Here is a 16,639-nt window from a genome sequence, read left to right as displayed (position 1 = left end):
TAATATCTTTCCATTTAAATACAAGAGCAAAATCAGTTCGTATTTCCAAATTATCTGCTAACCATCGTAGGTATCATACAAAGATTTAAAACTGTCCATTTTATTAAAAAACTTTGAATGGCTTTAGACACTCAAGGTTAACACTGCATCATTAAATATTTTTCTTTCACATGCTATTCTGCTGAGGAATTATAATCAACCTCTGCATTTCTTAGTCCTTCTATTACTTTTTTTATTCGTATCAAATTCATCAGCTAGTTTTGCTATAGCATACCTATATCCCCTATCTTCATCTAACAACTCTTCATATGTCTCCTGAATTGCATCAAATAATTCATTATACTCCCAATCTTTCATTAGTTTTCTCCTCCAATAAAAATTAAGTTAAGGTCCTCTAACCCAATCAAAGTATTTCACCAAAACTTCATGATGGTACAACCTTTATGATGTCTCAATTTTCAAACAAATTATTTTCGTTTTGTTCCATTCAAAAAATCCGCATATTTAATTTTGTGTTAACTTGCCTATTCGCCTATATATTATTACCTTTAGTATATTACGAGCTTTGTCATTCTAAATATAAATCGACTAGTTAGTGTGGTTGATTTATTTAAATGTCACTACAACCAATCTCGTAAGTCTATTTACCATTATGAACTTTTGAATCAAATATGAGGCTTTTAACCTAAATGATTAAAACATAAAAAAAACCTTGACTAGCATTTTGCTAATCAAGGTCAAAAGCCTAAAAGGTATTATCATTTTGTAAATATTGGTGTTCTTTGTTCAGAAAGTCATTAAATAAGTTTATTAATCTAACTACATTCTCTTCTTTCGAGTATTGTGAAGGATTAAAGCCGTCTTTTGGTTCCAGATAATTAATAAAGCTATCCATGTCTTCGGGATAATTAAAATCAGCATACACTTCAGCAACCTTGTTTAATAATCCCTCGTAATCATCTTGATGTTTCATTTTTAAATAAGCCAGTATACCAAATCTCCATTTTCTTTTTTCAAATTGCCAAACATCGGCGTCCAGGTTCAAATCATTGATATGTGACTCTTTTAATATATCTACTAGTAAATTCTCGTAATCAAAATCATCCACACCCCAAGCTAGCTGAATAATGTTTTGATTGCTAATTTCTGGATGGTTAGCTAAAAATTCAACTGCATAATTAACTATGTCACTATATTCTATTAGATTAAGTTCTAATCCCACATATAGTGTTCTCCAATCGTACTTTATTTTGTTTTGCTTGAAAATATCTACAGAAATATCCATTTGAACCACCTTAACTTTATGATCTTTGATTTGGAGAACCTGTAATTTGCCCATTAGGAATAAATCTTCTATGTGTAACTCCTTTGGTCGGCTCAACAATCCACTCAAATATTCCATTTTGGTCCTTAACAGTTGTTATTCTCTCATTCCGTTACAGCAATTACAGTCCCTGTAACGTTTACCCGTTTTTTGCGGATAACGTGTTCGTAACGTAAATCCGTTAAAACGTACTGTACGATGACTTCAAAAAATAATACAACCCTTAATTTTTTTTATCGTTTTTTCTCTAGTAGTGTCGTAAACTGTATAAAGCCAATTACAGTGTATAAATGTAACACTTAGTACACTTATAAAATTATACGTGTACCTACTTGTTTCTAAAACAAAACGCAAAAAAGCACTCGTTGCCATAAGTGACAATCAAGTGCTTTAAGTTTGTAAATTTTATAATTTTCAATGTTCGTTTTAAGTTTGTAAGTTTCATTGCATTGTAAAAAAAGTATGACAGCTTTTTTGTCTCCTGACAAGTAATACCTTTAAAACGTACGAGCTTGTGTGCATTCGTTAGTTTACTATACATTCCATGTCTTTGTACCCGCCATACAATAAAATGCCATCTCGCCTAAGCTCGTGTGTCTTATTTTATCTTGTCGAGATATGGGGGTGCAAACACTAGCTTATGATGGTACAACCATCATAGAGTCGATTCTTCAAAATGGCCTTTTCTTTTTTTGTACACTTCAAATATGCTTTGTTTTTCAATTACCTGTACATGTTTTGCTACAAGTTCGGTCATTCCTGTATGCAAAATATAAATTGAATAATAAGTGGTGTTTTTACACTTTCCCATCTAATGCAAATTTTAATTATTAATTCTGTTATGTCTACTTAATATTAACTCATAAAGAAAATCAAATGCTTCATTTTCACTAGCAATTTCTTTAATTATATAGTGACCTCCTCTCTCTCTTGTTTTATAAACTTTCCACACTCCTTGATCATGTGCACATCCTATTACTAGCGACTCATCCGTTATAGTATCTAGTATCATAATATATTCACCAATATTTAATTTTTCAGCTTCATATCTATTTAAGAACTCTTGTTTTGTCACGTCTAGCCCTCCTAGTATTTAGGTATAACTCCTATAATCTCTAGCATCTCACCATTTAATGGCGTTACAATTTGTTCTGCTCCACCATTCATTAACTTCTCACCTGTAGAGCTACTAGTCCAGGAAGCAGCAGTACCTTTCACTCCGTAAGTAGTATCTGTATTTCCAATAAATTTTTGTACTCTATCTTGGAAATCGTCATAATAAGCCTTAAAATCAGCAAATTCCGAGTCAGAAATTGCTCTTCTTCCATTGGCCACTACAATTCGATTTAACTCTTCAAGATTTCCACTTTTGACTGCATCAATAGATTCAAAATAAGATTCATTATTAAAATGCCCAACGTGCCTTGCAGCAGGGTTTTCTATATACGGTATTGCACGTTGATCATATGTGTATGGAATACCATTATGAGGTAAAGTGGTGAAATTCTCTCCACCTTTTCCACCTACTCTATCCCATCTTTCTGGTAACGGACTATTTCTATCAATTGGCTGGATGGATTCTTGTACAAACCCCATTTTATCTGGCCAATCCACAATTATTCTACCATTTCGACCAAACCCTTCTGGACGAAGGAATTTTGTGCCATTAACAACAGTAACATCACCTTTTACTTCTAATGCGGCATATGCTTCGTGAATCTTTAAAGCTTCTGTTCACTCGTTAAATCATCTCGTTTTCCAATATTATTGATACTATTAAAATACTCCCCAACATTCTTAAACTTAAGATCATCCGTACCCTTAGAAAAACTCTCCCCTGAAACACCCTCTACTTTGCTATCCTTCACCGCAAATTTCTGATAGGCTTCCTTAATTGTCTGCTTTTCCATTACAACTTGGAGAAGGTTTGGTCCTCCTGCGAGGGAAACTTGTTCCACACTTATACGTTTAGGAATTTCTTTTTTACCCAGTTCTTCACCTATATTTTTTAACGTGGTTTTTCCTGATCTCGCTATGTCTGTTATTGTGGCTTGAACCTTCTGAACCTGCTTTTGCGCAAATTCCTTGCTGTAAGGGACGAACTTTGTACCACTTGCTACTTTATCTGCGACTTTAGCCGCACCTGCCACACCGCCGATTCCAAGTGCCATCAACAGGCCGTTCTGGCGCTGTTCCTCGGTTAACTGGTTGCCGAACATGTCTTTGCCTGTGGCCGCTTCACCGAGGCCGTTGCGTTTAAGCCGTACAGATCGCACTTGGTCTCATGGTAGATCAATCATTTGATTAATATTCCATTTCACTTTACCCTAAAAATTTTTTAAAGATAGTTTCTTTTTTCCTCTACTCTCGTAATACACTGTTCACAGTCATTACAGTCTATAAACACGACAATAAGAATTTAACACTTAGTGCCCTTATAAAATTATAGTGCTCTTTTAAATTTTCACGTTAAAACACAAAAAAGCACTCGTTGCCTTTAGTAGACAATCAAGTGCTTTAAGTTCATTTGTTTTTAAGTAGCATAATGTAAGTTTTGTAGTACTAGTATGACACCTTTTACATGTCGCGACAAGTGTTACGTTAAAACTTACGAGTTTGTACGAGTTCGTTAGTTTAATATACATTCCATGTGTTTATATTCATCGCCCAGTAAAATGACATCTCGCCTAAGCTCGTACCTCGTTTTCTATTCTATCATTGCACATAATACTCTATGATGGTACAACCATCATGAGCTTTCTATTCTTATATAATCAGTTGATGTAACCAATCCTTTATAAATATCACTATTCTGCTGAAGGATTATAATCAACCTCTGCATTTTTTAGTCCTTCTATTACTTTATTTATTCGTCTCGATAAGTCTTTTATTTCTTCTAAAGTTAGTTCGTCTTCTGCTTCTTTTGGGTTAAACATACTTAAGCTCTTTGTTATACCTTCAACGTAACCAACGAAAACTTTATCATAAGTGATTAAAATCTCTCCTATAGCAACATCTACAATAATATCCTCTATTTTACCTAAGTTATTGAAATCGTCTACTATTCTTGCTATTGCATGTCTATGTCCTCTATTTTGAGATAAAAACTCTTTATATACCTCTTGAATTGTTTCAAACAACTCGTTGTATGTCCAGTCTTCCATTAAAAATCTCTCCATTACTTATTAATTTGGTTTTAGTCTTTCTCCTTTACACAATCAATATAATCTTGAGGTAACTGGAAGCCTAATTGTAATCCAATTTCTTTAATTTTAGTTTCTGATACTTCGCATCAGCATATTCCCACTCTAAATCTTTTCTCATCTAATACCCTCTCCCCATAATTTATTTCCACCAAGCTGATACATTTTTTCATTTCTAGATTTTTCTACTTTTAAGCTTGCTAGTCTCGTGCGTTCAAGCGCAATATTTTTTCCGTCTCGCAATGATTGTACTAAATTTGAATGAAAAATAATTTCTCTATCTCATCTTTTTACTAATAATCCGAGGTTTGTTGTTATTTTAATCCCTTTTACAATTTTTTCTCTACTATCATATAGCCAGTACAATCTATTAAAACAATAATAAAGATTCAACACTTAGGCACTTATAAAACTACAATGTGCCTACTCATTTCTATCCTTAAACGCAAAAAAGCACTCATTGCCTTTAGTCGACAATCAAGTGCTTTAAGTTCATGTATTTTTAAATAGCATAAATTTGTAAGTTTTGTAGTAACAGTATGACACCTTTTATATGTCGTGACAAATACTACGTTAAAACCTACGAGCTTGTACGAGTTCCTTACTTTGATGTTCATTCTATGTGTTTATATTCGCCGCCCAATAAAATGTCATCTCACCTAAGCTCGTACTTCGTTTTCTATTCTATCATTGCACACAGTACTCCATGTTGGTACAACCATCATGGAGTATATATTTTCAAACACCCTATTATTTTTTCTGTCTTTCATTTAGTTAAATAGGATTATTCGGAAATTCACTATGATATTTATCGATTAACGCTTTATAATTTTCATCATTTGGTACTTCGCCTAAGTATTTATTTTTCCAAATAATCATTTGATCACTAAAACTATATTCTGTATCGAACCAATTTGTATAATCATAATGCATCTTAAATTTCCCACTACTCTCAAGAGTCATTGTAAAGGAATACCAAAGTTCTTGCTCATTATCTTTAAAAACATTTCTTAGTTCATCGCTCAACTCAAACAGCTTTCTTTTATTTTTTTTAAATTCTTCTTTATCAATAGCATAGTTAAATGGGATTTTCACACTATAATTAAAGCATTGTCTATTTTCAGGTGTATTATAAAAAAAGTAAGTTCCCCCTCCAGTTTCCGATATCTGAGCATAAAAATAAAATTTCTCCCATTCTTCTGGAATCATTTCATTAACCGTTTCAGCTATTTCTCTATACAACTTGTTCATTTCTTTTTCCACTTTAATTAACCCCCTGCGTGATTTCTAATCATCTTCTCAAATATCCCTTTTCCTTCTATTTCATAAACTATCTCAAAATAGTTTGGTCTTAGTGAAGTTCCTTGATAAACTGGTTCAATCTTTACATATACTTTTTTCGGTGGAATTTCACTCAAAGCATTAGCCCATTCTTTCTCCATATTATACCACTCTCCACCAGAGCGATTAATTTGTCTATTTTGAGCAATCAAATTATCAATATCTCCAGAACCATGGAATTGAGTTCCTATCAAGTGCCCACCATCATCATCAGGTAACCTATCTTCACGTCCTGCTGCCACTTGCATTCCTTTGTTTCGTTTTCCTTTTTGAAGTATTAATTCTCCTGCCTCAACATCTACTATTCTACCAAGCTCATCTGTTGTATATTTATAACCATCCTCAGTAATATAACGCACGTTTGGTGCAAGTTCTTTTCTCCCATTTTCCCCTTTAATAATGTGCTTCCCAAGGTCCCCCTCTTGTATTTCCGTTATCTTAGGAGTATTACCCGTACCCTTAGAAAAACTCTCCCCTGAAACACCCTCTACTTTGCTATCCTTAACCGTAAATTTCTGATAGGCTTCCTTAATTGTCTGCTTTTCCATCACAACTTGGCGAAGGGTTGGTCCTCCTGCGAGGTAGATTTGTTCCATACTTATCCGTTTAGGAATTTCTTTTTTGCCTAGTTCTTCACCTATATTTTTTAACGTGTTTTTTCCTGATCTCGCTATGTCTGTTATTGTAGCTTGAACCTTCTGTACCTGCTTTTGTATATATTTCTTACTGGTAGGGGGAAAAATTTCAGCGTAAAATGTAAAAGCACTTGTTGCCAAAAAGACAAACAAGTGCTTAATCTTATGTTTAAATCTACGAGATTGTTTCATCTCGTTAATTTTTTGATTGTTCCCTGTGACAATACTTCAATCGTTTAAAATGTCATCTCGCCTAGTTATCGTTCTTATTTTCTTAAATAAATATCGTTATAGCTTCGATGGTCCAACTCATGGATTCTCAATTTACAAAGTAATTATCCGTTTTTTGCCCAATCAAAATTCATTGTTTCTATTCTAGTAACTCTAAGAATTCATTAAAGCTATCTGCAACATTGTAAAAAACAGGTTCAAACTCACCCGACTCTTCATGTGACCATACACTTACAGATGGGTTATTTTTATTGGTTCTAAAATCTAAACAAACAAAGTCACCTGCAAATATACTAGCTATCGGCAATACATCTGCACCTAATAAATCTTCGTTATCAGATAACCTTTCTCCTATTTGCGAAAATACAACATCTATATCATAGATTCCTTTCGGATTATTCTCAATGTCATCCAGCATACACAAAAACCTTTCTAACGCATAACTACGATTGTTACTCTCAAATGTAGCTTCCTTAACCTCTGCTCCATTATACGTTTTAATAAAGTTTAAGAAAGACTCTGGTAATGTTAGTCGCCAAAACTTTTCATGTTTTTTGATTAATTCTTCTGAAGGTAATGGTTTTACTATAGTGTCCTGTATTATTTTCATAGTTTTACCCCTTTCTTTACTATACTATCTCGGAGCGTCTGCCCACATTCCAGTAGATCTACCACCATTGTGAATAGTAATATTGTGTATTCCAAAAGGAACTAACTCCATCTTACCCGGTATTTCAGTATGATGCCATGTCATCCCTTCTGGTCTTCCACCTATTGCATTATCCAGCCAATCAAATTGTTCATCGTCCGATGATAACCAAAGCCTTTCTGGTAACTCCTTAATCTCAACAACAACTCCAGCAGTCTTGAAATCTGCAAAACCATACCTCATTCCCTCAACTTTAATAACATTTACATTAGGAATCACGCCATTTTCAATCGCTTTTTCCTTTATCAATTTTCGTTGGCGAGCAGTCAAATATTCTCCACCATGGAATGACTTATTCCATGACCAAGTTTTATTTGTTAGAATTTTTTCACTGTATAGTTTTGCAAAATCATTAATAACATCTTCAAAAGTTTTAGTACCTGCAATGAACTCATCAATGTTCTTTAAGTTAACATTATCTATACCATTAGTAATATTCTTCCCTGAAACACCCTCTACATTGCTATCCTTCACCATGAACTTCTGATAGTTTACACCCTTACCACCATCACTCTTCACCGCAAACTTCTGTACAATATCCTTAACCGTCGTATTATCAAAAGTAACATGCTTGTAGTTATTTCCATAGGCCGTCGCTAATTCTTCGACCCTTATACGGAGAGGCACTTTCACTTTACCGATTTCCCTGCCGAAGGCTTGAACCTTCTGAACCTGCTTTTGCGCAAATTCCTTGCTGTAAGGGACGAACTTTGTACCACTCGCTACTTTATCGGCGACTTTCGCCGCACCAGCCACACCGCCGATTCCAAGTGCCATCAACAGGCCGTTTTGGCGCTGTTCCTCGGTTAGCTGGTTGCCGAACATGTCCTTGCCGGTGGCTGCTTCGCCGAGGCCGTTGGCTGCGAGGAGTCCGTATATACCGTATTCGGTTTTCTGGAGGAGGCTAAAGCCTTTTGTCGTTTTATAGGCATCGAGAGCGTGGTCCGCTGCATTGAGTCCTTTGGCCGTTTTGTATAGGGCGCTGCCGCCTTTGATGGCCCGGCCGACGACGGGGATGAACCCAGCGGCTGCCATGGCGCCTGCGGCGATTCGTTCGGCATCGGACAGCTTGCGGCCCGTTACTGGATCGACTCCGGTTGAGGCCCTGATAGAATCATAATATCCCGTGAATTCCCCTGTAAAGGTTTTTGTCGTATCCCAGGCTTTTTCATACCATGGGCGATTTTCTAGGCTTAGCTTTATATTTTTTCTATTAATCTTAGGAAAAAAAGTATTAGACATCGACATTCAGAAATTAATTAAGGTAGAGTAGCCTTACGGCATAGTAAAAAAGGTATATTGTACATACGATTTAACTTTAAGTACGGCTTTAAAATGCTGTGTAGGTCTAACAATAGGTTAATCTCAATACTATAAAAAAGAATTCGGCTCTCCCTTCAAATAATAAAACCTTAGAGATTTTTGATATCTCTAAGGTTTTATTATTTATTCCTGTGTTAGGGTTGTAATATAACAATTATCTATTAAAACTCTTTTAAAAAAGTCCATAACCTCTTGAGTTACAACTAACTCACCTTTTGGTGATAAACAGAAGTGATGTCCTGACCAATTTTTGAAGTTCTCTCCTTCTACTTCAACTTTACCAAGCGGAATAAATCTGCTGAATTTAGGTAATTCCTTATTTGGATACATTTCTTTAAATTCATCAGATGTAGTAATTAAACACTTTTCTAATTTGTAATCTTTAAATTCACTATTCTTTAATTCTGTTTCAAGTTTACTTGACACAATAAAGGCTGGTGTTGACTCTAACAGGTCATCTCCTAGCCATCCTTCAAACTCATAATGTAAATATTTTACCTTTCCTGAAATACCTTCAGTTGCAATATCTTCTTCTGTTCCATAAATGGTATGTTCACCATGACCCCCTGATACTTCTGGTTCTAAAAAATATAATTTCATTAGTAACATCCTTCCTATCACATTCTCACCTTTTCACTGGCGGATTAAAATTTTCACCATATTTTTGATCTAACTCAATCATATAGCCTATTACTTCCTCTTTTGTGGGATTAGGGTTATTTCTATAAAATCTATTCCAATCTATTCTTATTTTTGATAAATGTATATCACTGTTTACTTCTTTTGGTATACCTCTCAGGTTTTCTAGAGCATGTATTTCCTCAAGTGAAAATAAATTCGGGTGCCTTTTTAGAATTTGTTGCTCTATAGCATGATGAACTACTACACTACCTTTAAGGTCTGGGTATTCATCAAAGAATGTCTTTTTATAGTCCTTAATATTTTTGCCTTTGTCTATCCCCTTAGAAAAACTCTCCCCTGAAACACCCTCTACTTTGCTATCCTTCACCGTGAATTTCTGATAGGCTTCCTTAATTGTCTGCTTTTCCATTACAACGTGGGGAAGGTTTGGACCTCCTGCGAGGGATACTTGTTCCACACTTATACTTTTAGGAATTTCCTTTTTACCTAGTTCTTCACCTATATTTTTTAACGTGGTTTTTCCTGATCTCGCTATGTCTGTTATTGTGGCTTGAACCTTCTGAACCTGCTTTTGCGCAAATTCCTTGCTGTAAGGGACGAACTTTGTACCACTCGCTACTTTATCGGCGACTTTCGCCGCACCAGCCACACCGCCGATTCCAAGTGCCATCAACAGGCCGTTCTGGCGCTGTTCCTCGGTTAGCTGGTTGCCGAACATGTCTTTGCCTGTGGCCGCTTCACCGAGGCCGTTGGCTGCGAGGAGTCCGTATATTCCGTATTCGGTTTTCTGGAGGAGGCTAAAGCCTTTTGTCGTTTTATAGGCATCGAGCGCATGGTTCGCTGCGTTGAGTCCTTTGGCAGTTTTGTATAGGGCGCTGCCGCCTTTGATGGCCCGGCCGGCCCAGCCGACGACGGGGATGAATCCAGCGGCTGCCATGGCGCCTGCGGCGATTCTTTCAGCATCGGACAGCTTGCGGCCCGTTACTGGATCGACTCCGGTTGAGGCCCTGATTGAATCATAATATCCCGTGAATTCCCCTGTAAAGGTTTTTGTCGTATCCCAGGCTTTTTCGTACCATGGGCGGTTTTCGAGTTCTTCCATTTCCTGTTCGATTTTCCGGGCTTCTGCTTGCTGCTTTTTGAAGGTCTGATAGTCTTTCATCTGATTGGCGACTTCATCCTTCACTTGATAGACGTCACTATTTTTGAATGCCGATTGGTTGAATGTCATCGGCGAAACGTTGCCGTCCTGTTTGGTGGCATCAAGCAAGGCGCGGAAGAGGCCGACGGCCACGTTTTCCTGCCCGATGGACACATCATATTCCTCGACCAATTGCCGGTCGACATTCTCGACCTTTGTCACGGTGTCATCCAGTCTATGCCCTGCCAGCGTGATTTTTTCATTAAAGTCCTTTTGGTCGAACATATCAAGAGGCAGGATATCGTCAATGCAGTTCAGGATCCTTTGGAGATCGTTCGCTTGTTCATCGACAAGCGACTTCGCTTGGTTGATTCCGTTTGAGACTTCACCATCTAAAAAGGGAACCTCGACCACCGTATTTCCGGATAGGTCCGCCTCTTCCAGACTGGCTGGAATGCCTTCCAAAAAACTGATCTGGGTAGTGAATAGTTCCATCCAGGCGTCCGCCACCTCGATTTGCGCTTCATAGAAGCTTTTGATGGCGGCAGCACCGGCTCCCTGAAACTCGTTATCCAGGCCGACGATGCCCTGAAATTCCTTTTTCAGGGCTGTGACTTCCTTCTTTAGTTCTTCATATTGCTTGGCGCGCGACTTGGTTGCGGCCGTCAATGTCTCGGCTTCATATATCTTCATCGCTGATACCCATGTGAAGACGTATGGGCGATGGCTTCATCCTGTTCTTTTAATAAGTCAATGTTGGCACGGGTATCTTCCACATTTTTCTGGACGATTTTGATATATTGCTCGAAGACCTTCTCCAGGTTCGTTTCGCGGTCGATCCATTTCGAGGTGAATTCCAATTTATTATTGCCAAGCTCGCCTGCCGGCAAATTTCCAAGCGTGACTGTACCAAGTGCCGTCTTCACCTGATCGACTTGCTTCGTTACGGCAGGATGATTCAGTTTGATTGTCGTCATTAAAACAACCACCCTTTTAAATATGATATTTTGCTTTCCAATTGATCTATGAAGGCTTCTCCTTTGCCTAAAAGAACATCCGCTTCATGTGCTATCGTACCTGCTGCACTCAGAGCCTTTTTCTCTATATTAAGCATCATGATTTTACCGTCGATTTTCTCTTGATAGTCGTCATAATCATCATGAATGATCGTTGACATTGCCTTGTATGCATCACTGCGGGCATCTTGAAAGTCTTCTGCACGTTTTCCAGTCCAGCTTTTTGCCAAGTACGGATTTTTAATTTTAGCGATTTCACCAAGACAAGCATTCTGTTCTTCTTTGATTTGTCTTTTTGCCTGCTCCAAACGGTTGATTTTTTCATTCACATCGGACATTTTACTGGAAAGGGCTGAGTGAATTTCACTCAATGAATTTGCATACACTTAAAAAATCACCTCAAACATACTATTCTCATTATGTAGACTGTCATATTTTTCATAATTTTTATTATAAGGATTATAGTCTTAGAGTTAAATAGGGATAAATAAGCTATTTATGCTAGGTGTTTAGGGAATTCATCCCACACGCACCAATTCCAGATTAGACTTTTTACCCCTAATTTTCCATTTTTAAACATAAAGAGAGGGTGCATGCTGCACCCTCTGAATATTTACTGCATTATTTGAATTCCTTTTCGTCAAATAAATGCGGAACTTTCACCTTTTTCCCTTTTTTATGATTGAGATCAGGTTTTTTAGCTTCGATTTTAGCTTGGTCATAGACAGCGGTGCCGACAATTTCAGCAACATCCTGAAGCTTTTCTTTTGAGATTTTATCAATGGTATCATCAGGAGTATGATACCAAGGCTCTGATGGACTGTGGATGAATAAAGCAGCGGGAATCCCAGCCTCAGAAAATGATACATGGTCACTTCTCCCGCCTTGTCCATATGGAGTCGGCTCACCATTCAGTCTTGTACTTGATGCCTGGGCAAGCTCGGTTACAAGGTTCATTTCTCCATCATTAGTCAAAATGACCAAATCTCCGGCATCCTTGCTTCCCACCATATCGAGATTGAAGTTGGCAATGGTCCGCTTGATATCATCATCAGGGAGATTGCTCACATAATGCTGTGAACCCAGCAATCCATTTTCCTCTGCCCCAAAGGTGACGAAGCGAATTTCCGTATCTGTAGGAAGATTCTTCAGAACACGGGCAAGTTCAAGGGTGACGGATGTTCCTGATGCATCATCATTCGCTCCGGGTGCTCCTGCGACGGAATCATGATGGCCAGTAATATAAATGATATCGTTCTTTGTTGCTTTATTGTTCTTTGTTGCTTTTTTCGTTGCCACTACATTATAAGAGGTTTTTTCTCCGGAATAGGCTCCTTCAATTTTTAATGATGCTGTCAATTTGACTTCAGCATTCAATTTTTCCAGAAGGGCTTCTCCATCCTTTTTGGTGATAGTGACGGATGGAATATACTTGTCATTATCCTCTCCGAGTGTCCCGTTTAATTCCCCATCTGCATTATTGAATAGGATGACTCCCGCTGCCCCTTTTTCCGCTGCATTCAATACTTTCTCTGCAAAAGTGAGGCTTCCTCTTTGTATAAGGGCAATCTTCCCTGCAACGTCGGTTTCCTCAAGCTCTTCTTTCGTTCCTAAACCGGCATATACCACTTCACCGGATAGGTCCCCATTAACTGAATAGGTTAAATGGTTCGCTTGGATTTCCCCATCAAATCCGGCAACGGACAGTTCGACCAGATTTGGGTCTGTATAAGATAAAAAATTGAACTCTTCAATATCGGCTTTATAGCCATAAGATTGAAATTGCTTTTTGATGAATTGGACGGCTTTATACTCAGAATCCGTACCGGCCACCCGAGGTGTTTGTGAGAGGTATTCAATATTCTTGTAGATTTTATCGGCATCGATTCTTTTAATGACTTGCTTGTCCGTGGATGGCGCTGATAGCACCGGCGATGAATGTGGCGCTGCTAATGCGGTGGTTGCCCCGGCTGTCCCGAGTGTCAATGCTGCGATTAAGGTTACCGACAGAAATTGTTTTTTCATAGATTGCCTCCCAGTTTAATAGATTCCTCCATAATTTTACAATACATAGAAAATACTAACTAGGTAGGTTTATCCCTATTCATGCATGTCTAAAGTAACAAATTTACAAATAAAAGAAATTAACAGGATGTTTGACTCATGCCGAAAGTTCCCTATCATTCGATATTTTGTCATATTATATAAAAATACCTGTAATCCAAACAGGATTTTCGCTCTTTTTCGGGAAAATAATACAGAAGAGATAGAATTTCTACAGGGAGAAGGCGCAAAGATGTCGATAACTAAATTCGTGATGCCGGAAGTGATTTTTGGAAAAGGTTCGATTGAACAAGCTGGCGAGGCCTGCTTGCGGCTGGGTGCCAAAAAGGCGCTGATAGTAAGCGACTCCGGGGTGGCCAATGCTGGCTGGTTAGATAAAGTCATTAAATTCTGCCAAGATGCAGGCCTTGCTTTTGCTACCTTCATTGAAATGACGACCAATCCGAAGGACAGGGAGATCGAGGCCGGCTGTTTGGCATTTAAAGAACAAGAATGTGATGCCATCATCGGGTTGGGTGGAGGCAGTGCTTTGGATGTCGCCAAAGGGGTTGCCCTTTTAGTAACGAATGGCGGCATCATCAGTGATTATGAAGGGGTTGATAAAGTCCACTCTCCCCTCCCGCCCATGGTGATGATCATGACCACTGCAGGATCGGGTTCGGAAGTATCCCAGTTTTCGGTGATCGTCGATTCATTCCGCGAGAAAAAAATGACGATCATTTCAAAATCACTCGTCCCCGATATTGCAATAGTCGACCCTGGTACCTTAACCACCTTGGGACCGGATTTGACAGCAGCTACGGGAATGGATGTTTTAACCCACGCCATTGAATCCTATGTTTCAATCGCTGCGACACCTTTGACAGATGTACAAGCTAAAAACGCGCTTTCCATCGTTTCCCGTCACTTACGCCCCTCTGTTGCATCCAGGCATAATGAGGAAGCAAAAAAAGCGATGGCGATGGCGAGCCTGCAGGCTGGACTGGCCTTTTCCAATGCCATTTTGGGAGCTGCCCATGCCATTTCACATGCCCTAGGCGGCAAGTACCTCCTTCCGCATGGTGAAATCAATGCGATACTCCTTCCCCATGTCATGGATTTCAATCGAATTGCCTCACCAAGGCGATTCCGCGAGATTGCCGACATCATGGGCATCGATACACGAGCATTGACCGAGCAGCAAGCAGGAATGGCAGCCATTAGCTTCGTAAGGGAATTATCACAGGATATAGGGGCTCCCAAAACTTTAAGTGATGTCGGCATTACGAAAGAAATGATAGATCCCATTGGGATGACCGCTCTTGAGGATGCCTGCATGATCACAAATCCTCGTGATATGTCATTAGAACAGATAAATCAGCTGCTTCTTACAGCCCTATAAGAGGTGAAAAGCATGAACAAACTTGAAATGATAGATTTAATGACAGGCGTTAAATCTTCAAAGAAAACGTATTACACGGAACTTAAGAAAACCGTGGATCAGCTGAAGAAGAAGAATATGCAGCTTGAAATCATGAATGACATCACTAAAAATATGAATATGGACATCGACATCCAAGAGACTCTCCGAAATGTTATTGCAAAACTTAAGCAGCTCATTACCTTCGATGACAGTCATTTTGTCATATTGTATGAGGAAGAACCTGCCCTGCTTCACATCTGCCCTAATGGTCACTGCGAACTTGAAATGGATCCCAAAAACTTGTTACACCCTTTTCAGGATTTCTCATCGGCCTTGAAGGACAAACAGCCGATTCAGGTGGAAGTTAAACGGCTACCGGAATTCCCAGAAAAGGAACGTCTATTATCACTTGAAATCGAATCACTTCTATTAGTCCCTTTATACGGAAAAAGTAAAAAAATCGGAATCTGGACTTTCGGCAGGAAGAAAAAGAAAACATGGCATGAAGATGAACTTGAATTTCTTGAGCAACTATCCAACCAGCTTGCGTTAACTTTGGAGAATGCCCAGCTTTATAAGGAAGTTCTTCATTCCAAACAGGAGTGGGAGGATACATTCAAGGCAGTTGAGGATATGATCATCGTCTTTGATCACAAAGGAACGGTCTATCAATCCAATGATTCAGCCAGGGACTTTTCCGACCTGCTTGCTTTAATTGAAAAATCCCAATCTCTGATTCAAGATACCTTTACGTGTAATAAGCCAGGGTTTCAGGAAATTCTCCTTCAGCATGATACCATCTTGGAAATGCATGCCTACCCGATTCAGAATAAGGAGCATCAAGTATATGGGGTCATTGCTTATTATAAAAATGTCACCGAAAGAAGACAGATGGAAGTCCAGCTATTGCATGCCGGGAAACTTGGGGCGATTGGTGAAATGGCAGCAGGGATTGCCCATGAATTGAATAGCCCATTAACGGCCATTCTTGGTAACTCACAAATTTTATTACGGAAAACCCCAAAGGACAATCTGGATTATATGCTATTGGACGATATTAAGATTTGTGGGGACCGATGCAGGCAAATAGTGAAAAGCCTGCTTACCTTTTCAAGGCAGGATGAGTATAGATTCCACTATTACTCTATTAACGAAGCCATTCACCAGGTTCTGAACCTATTGAAGTTCCAACTTGGGAAGAAGCAAATCTCCCTCCATCTTACCCTTCAGGAAGACCTTCCTTTCATAAAGGGCAGCCAGCCGCAGATAGAACAGATCATCATCAACTTGCTATTGAATGCCAAGGACGCATTGGATGAGTCCGCCAAAACGGAAAAATCGATTGCGATCACTACCTATACAGAAAACAAGTTCATGGTGGTTCAGGTGACTGATAACGGAACGGGGATTGAAAAAGAACGCCTGCCCTTCATATTCCATCCCTTTCATACGACTAAAGATCGTGAAAAAGGTACAGGTTTGGGGCTGTCTGTAAGCCTCGGCATCGCCAAAGACCATGGCGGAAAGATCGACGTTTTGAGCACACCAGGACAAGGAAGCACTTTTTTCCTGAGGCTTCCCTTACAAGGAGAGGAAAGGGGATGATAA

17 protein-coding genes and 1 pseudogene are annotated in these 16,639 nt (G+C 38.7%); 2 read left to right on the top strand and 16 right to left on the bottom strand.

From position 1 onward, the window contains the following. Positions 1-240: 240 nt before the first annotated feature. From ABC374_RS00415 to ABC374_RS00340, 16 genes and pseudogenes are all read right to left on the bottom strand, one after another. Positions 241-357: pseudogene (locus ABC374_RS00415) on the bottom strand (Imm3 family immunity protein); the annotation flags it as partial. A gap of 388 nt (positions 358-745) precedes the next feature. Next, a complete protein-coding gene (locus tag ABC374_RS00410; protein ID WP_413015167.1) occupies positions 746-1,339 on the bottom strand; it encodes a DUF2247 family protein in 594 nt (197 codons plus the stop codon). An 808-nt stretch (positions 1,340-2,147) separates the two neighbouring features. After that, a complete protein-coding gene (locus ABC374_RS00405) occupies positions 2,148-2,399 on the bottom strand; it encodes a hypothetical protein (RefSeq protein WP_413015165.1) in 252 nt (83 codons plus the stop codon). Positions 2,400-2,410: 11 nt separating this feature from the next. Continuing rightward, on the bottom strand, positions 2,411-2,938 hold the full coding sequence (locus tag ABC374_RS00400; RefSeq protein ID WP_413015163.1) for a hypothetical protein: 528 nt from the start codon (positions 2,936-2,938) through the stop codon (positions 2,411-2,413). Positions 2,939-3,045: 107 nt separating this feature from the next. Then, positions 3,046-3,600, bottom strand: coding sequence for a hypothetical protein (locus ABC374_RS00395; protein WP_413015161.1), 555 nt, complete (start codon positions 3,598-3,600; stop codon positions 3,046-3,048). A 531-nt stretch (positions 3,601-4,131) separates the two neighbouring features. Next, the gene (locus tag ABC374_RS00390; RefSeq protein ID WP_413015159.1) at positions 4,132-4,488 is read right to left on the bottom strand and encodes an Imm3 family immunity protein; all 357 of its coding nucleotides are present in this window, start codon (positions 4,486-4,488) and stop codon (positions 4,132-4,134) included. A gap of 443 nt (positions 4,489-4,931) precedes the next feature. Next, complete coding sequence (locus ABC374_RS00385) at positions 4,932-5,138, bottom strand: hypothetical protein (protein ID WP_413020209.1); 207 nt, start codon at positions 5,136-5,138, stop codon at positions 4,932-4,934. Positions 5,139-5,301: 163 nt separating this feature from the next. Next, positions 5,302-5,790, bottom strand: a complete 489-nt coding sequence (locus tag ABC374_RS00380; RefSeq protein ID WP_413015157.1) for an antitoxin YezG family protein — start codon at positions 5,788-5,790, stop codon at positions 5,302-5,304. Positions 5,791-5,795: 5 nt separating this feature from the next. Beyond that, positions 5,796-6,464, bottom strand: a complete 669-nt coding sequence (locus tag ABC374_RS00375) for a DNA/RNA non-specific endonuclease (protein WP_413020207.1) — start codon at positions 6,462-6,464, stop codon at positions 5,796-5,798. A gap of 409 nt (positions 6,465-6,873) precedes the next feature. Then, a complete protein-coding gene (locus ABC374_RS00370) occupies positions 6,874-7,344 on the bottom strand; it encodes an SMI1/KNR4 family protein (protein ID WP_350301052.1) in 471 nt (156 codons plus the stop codon). 24 nt (positions 7,345-7,368) lie between these two features. Further along, positions 7,369-8,685, bottom strand: coding sequence for a pre-toxin TG domain-containing protein (locus ABC374_RS00365; RefSeq protein WP_413015155.1), 1,317 nt, complete (start codon positions 8,683-8,685; stop codon positions 7,369-7,371). A 204-nt stretch (positions 8,686-8,889) separates the two neighbouring features. Beyond that, positions 8,890-9,366 carry a hypothetical protein gene (locus ABC374_RS00360; RefSeq protein ID WP_289321966.1) on the bottom strand — a complete coding sequence of 159 codons (477 nt, stop codon included), beginning with the start codon at positions 9,364-9,366 and terminating at the stop codon, positions 8,890-8,892. A gap of 25 nt (positions 9,367-9,391) precedes the next feature. Further along, positions 9,392-11,242, bottom strand: a complete 1,851-nt coding sequence (locus tag ABC374_RS00355) for a ribonuclease YeeF family protein (protein ID WP_413015152.1) — start codon at positions 11,240-11,242, stop codon at positions 9,392-9,394. Further along, on the bottom strand, positions 11,239-11,526 hold the full coding sequence (locus ABC374_RS00350) for a YwqI/YxiC family protein (RefSeq protein WP_034306007.1): 288 nt from the start codon (positions 11,524-11,526) through the stop codon (positions 11,239-11,241). Before ABC374_RS00350 ends, ABC374_RS00355 begins: the two co-directional genes overlap by 4 nt. Next, on the bottom strand, positions 11,526-11,951 hold the full coding sequence (locus ABC374_RS00345; protein WP_413015150.1) for a YwqH-like family protein: 426 nt from the start codon (positions 11,949-11,951) through the stop codon (positions 11,526-11,528). Before ABC374_RS00345 ends, ABC374_RS00350 begins: the two co-directional genes overlap by 1 nt. 235 nt (positions 11,952-12,186) lie before the next feature. Then, entirely contained in the window at positions 12,187-13,590 is a 1,404-nt protein-coding gene (locus tag ABC374_RS00340; protein ID WP_413015148.1) for a M28 family peptidase, read from the bottom strand. 271 nt (positions 13,591-13,861) lie between these two features. Here ABC374_RS00340 and ABC374_RS00335 point away from each other — a divergent pair, with 271 nt between their 5' ends. Continuing rightward, positions 13,862-15,010, top strand: a complete 1,149-nt coding sequence (locus tag ABC374_RS00335; protein ID WP_413015146.1) for an iron-containing alcohol dehydrogenase — start codon at positions 13,862-13,864, stop codon at positions 15,008-15,010. A gap of 12 nt (positions 15,011-15,022) precedes the next feature. After that, a complete protein-coding gene (locus tag ABC374_RS00330) occupies positions 15,023-16,636 on the top strand; it encodes an ATP-binding protein (RefSeq protein WP_413015144.1) in 1,614 nt (537 codons plus the stop codon). Positions 16,637-16,639: the final 3 nt, after the last annotated feature.

The organism is Peribacillus phoenicis (genome assembly GCF_047238085.1).
GTDB lineage: Bacteria > Bacillota > Bacilli > Bacillales > DSM-1321 > Peribacillus.
This window is presented reverse-complemented; position numbering and strand designations above follow the sequence as displayed.

Coding starts and splice junctions, on each gene's coding strand:
- ABC374_RS00410 (WP_413015167.1), bottom strand. CDS start 1,339: ATGGGCAAATTACAGGTTCTCCAAATCAAAGATCATAAAGTTAAGGTG.
- ABC374_RS00390 (WP_413015159.1), bottom strand. CDS start 4,488: ATGGAAGACTGGACATACAACGAGTTGTTTGAAACAATTCAAGAGGTA.
- ABC374_RS00375 (WP_413020207.1), bottom strand. CDS start 6,464: ATGGAACAAATCTACCTCGCAGGAGGACCAACCCTTCGCCAAGTTGTG.
- ABC374_RS00370 (WP_350301052.1), bottom strand. CDS start 7,344: ATGAAAATAATACAGGACACTATAGTAAAACCATTACCTTCAGAAGAA.
- ABC374_RS00365 (WP_413015155.1), bottom strand. CDS start 8,685: ATGTCTAATACTTTTTTTCCTAAGATTAATAGAAAAAATATAAAGCTA.
- ABC374_RS00360 (WP_289321966.1), bottom strand. CDS start 9,366: ATGAAATTATATTTTTTAGAACCAGAAGTATCAGGGGGTCATGGTGAA.
- ABC374_RS00355 (WP_413015152.1), bottom strand. CDS start 11,242: ATGAAGATATATGAAGCCGAGACATTGACGGCCGCAACCAAGTCGCGC.
- ABC374_RS00350 (WP_034306007.1), bottom strand. CDS start 11,526: ATGACGACAATCAAACTGAATCATCCTGCCGTAACGAAGCAAGTCGAT.
- ABC374_RS00340 (WP_413015148.1), bottom strand. CDS start 13,590: ATGAAAAAACAATTTCTGTCGGTAACCTTAATCGCAGCATTGACACTC.
- ABC374_RS00335 (WP_413015146.1), top strand. CDS start 13,862: ATGTCGATAACTAAATTCGTGATGCCGGAAGTGATTTTTGGAAAAGGT.
- ABC374_RS00330 (WP_413015144.1), top strand. CDS start 15,023: ATGAACAAACTTGAAATGATAGATTTAATGACAGGCGTTAAATCTTCA.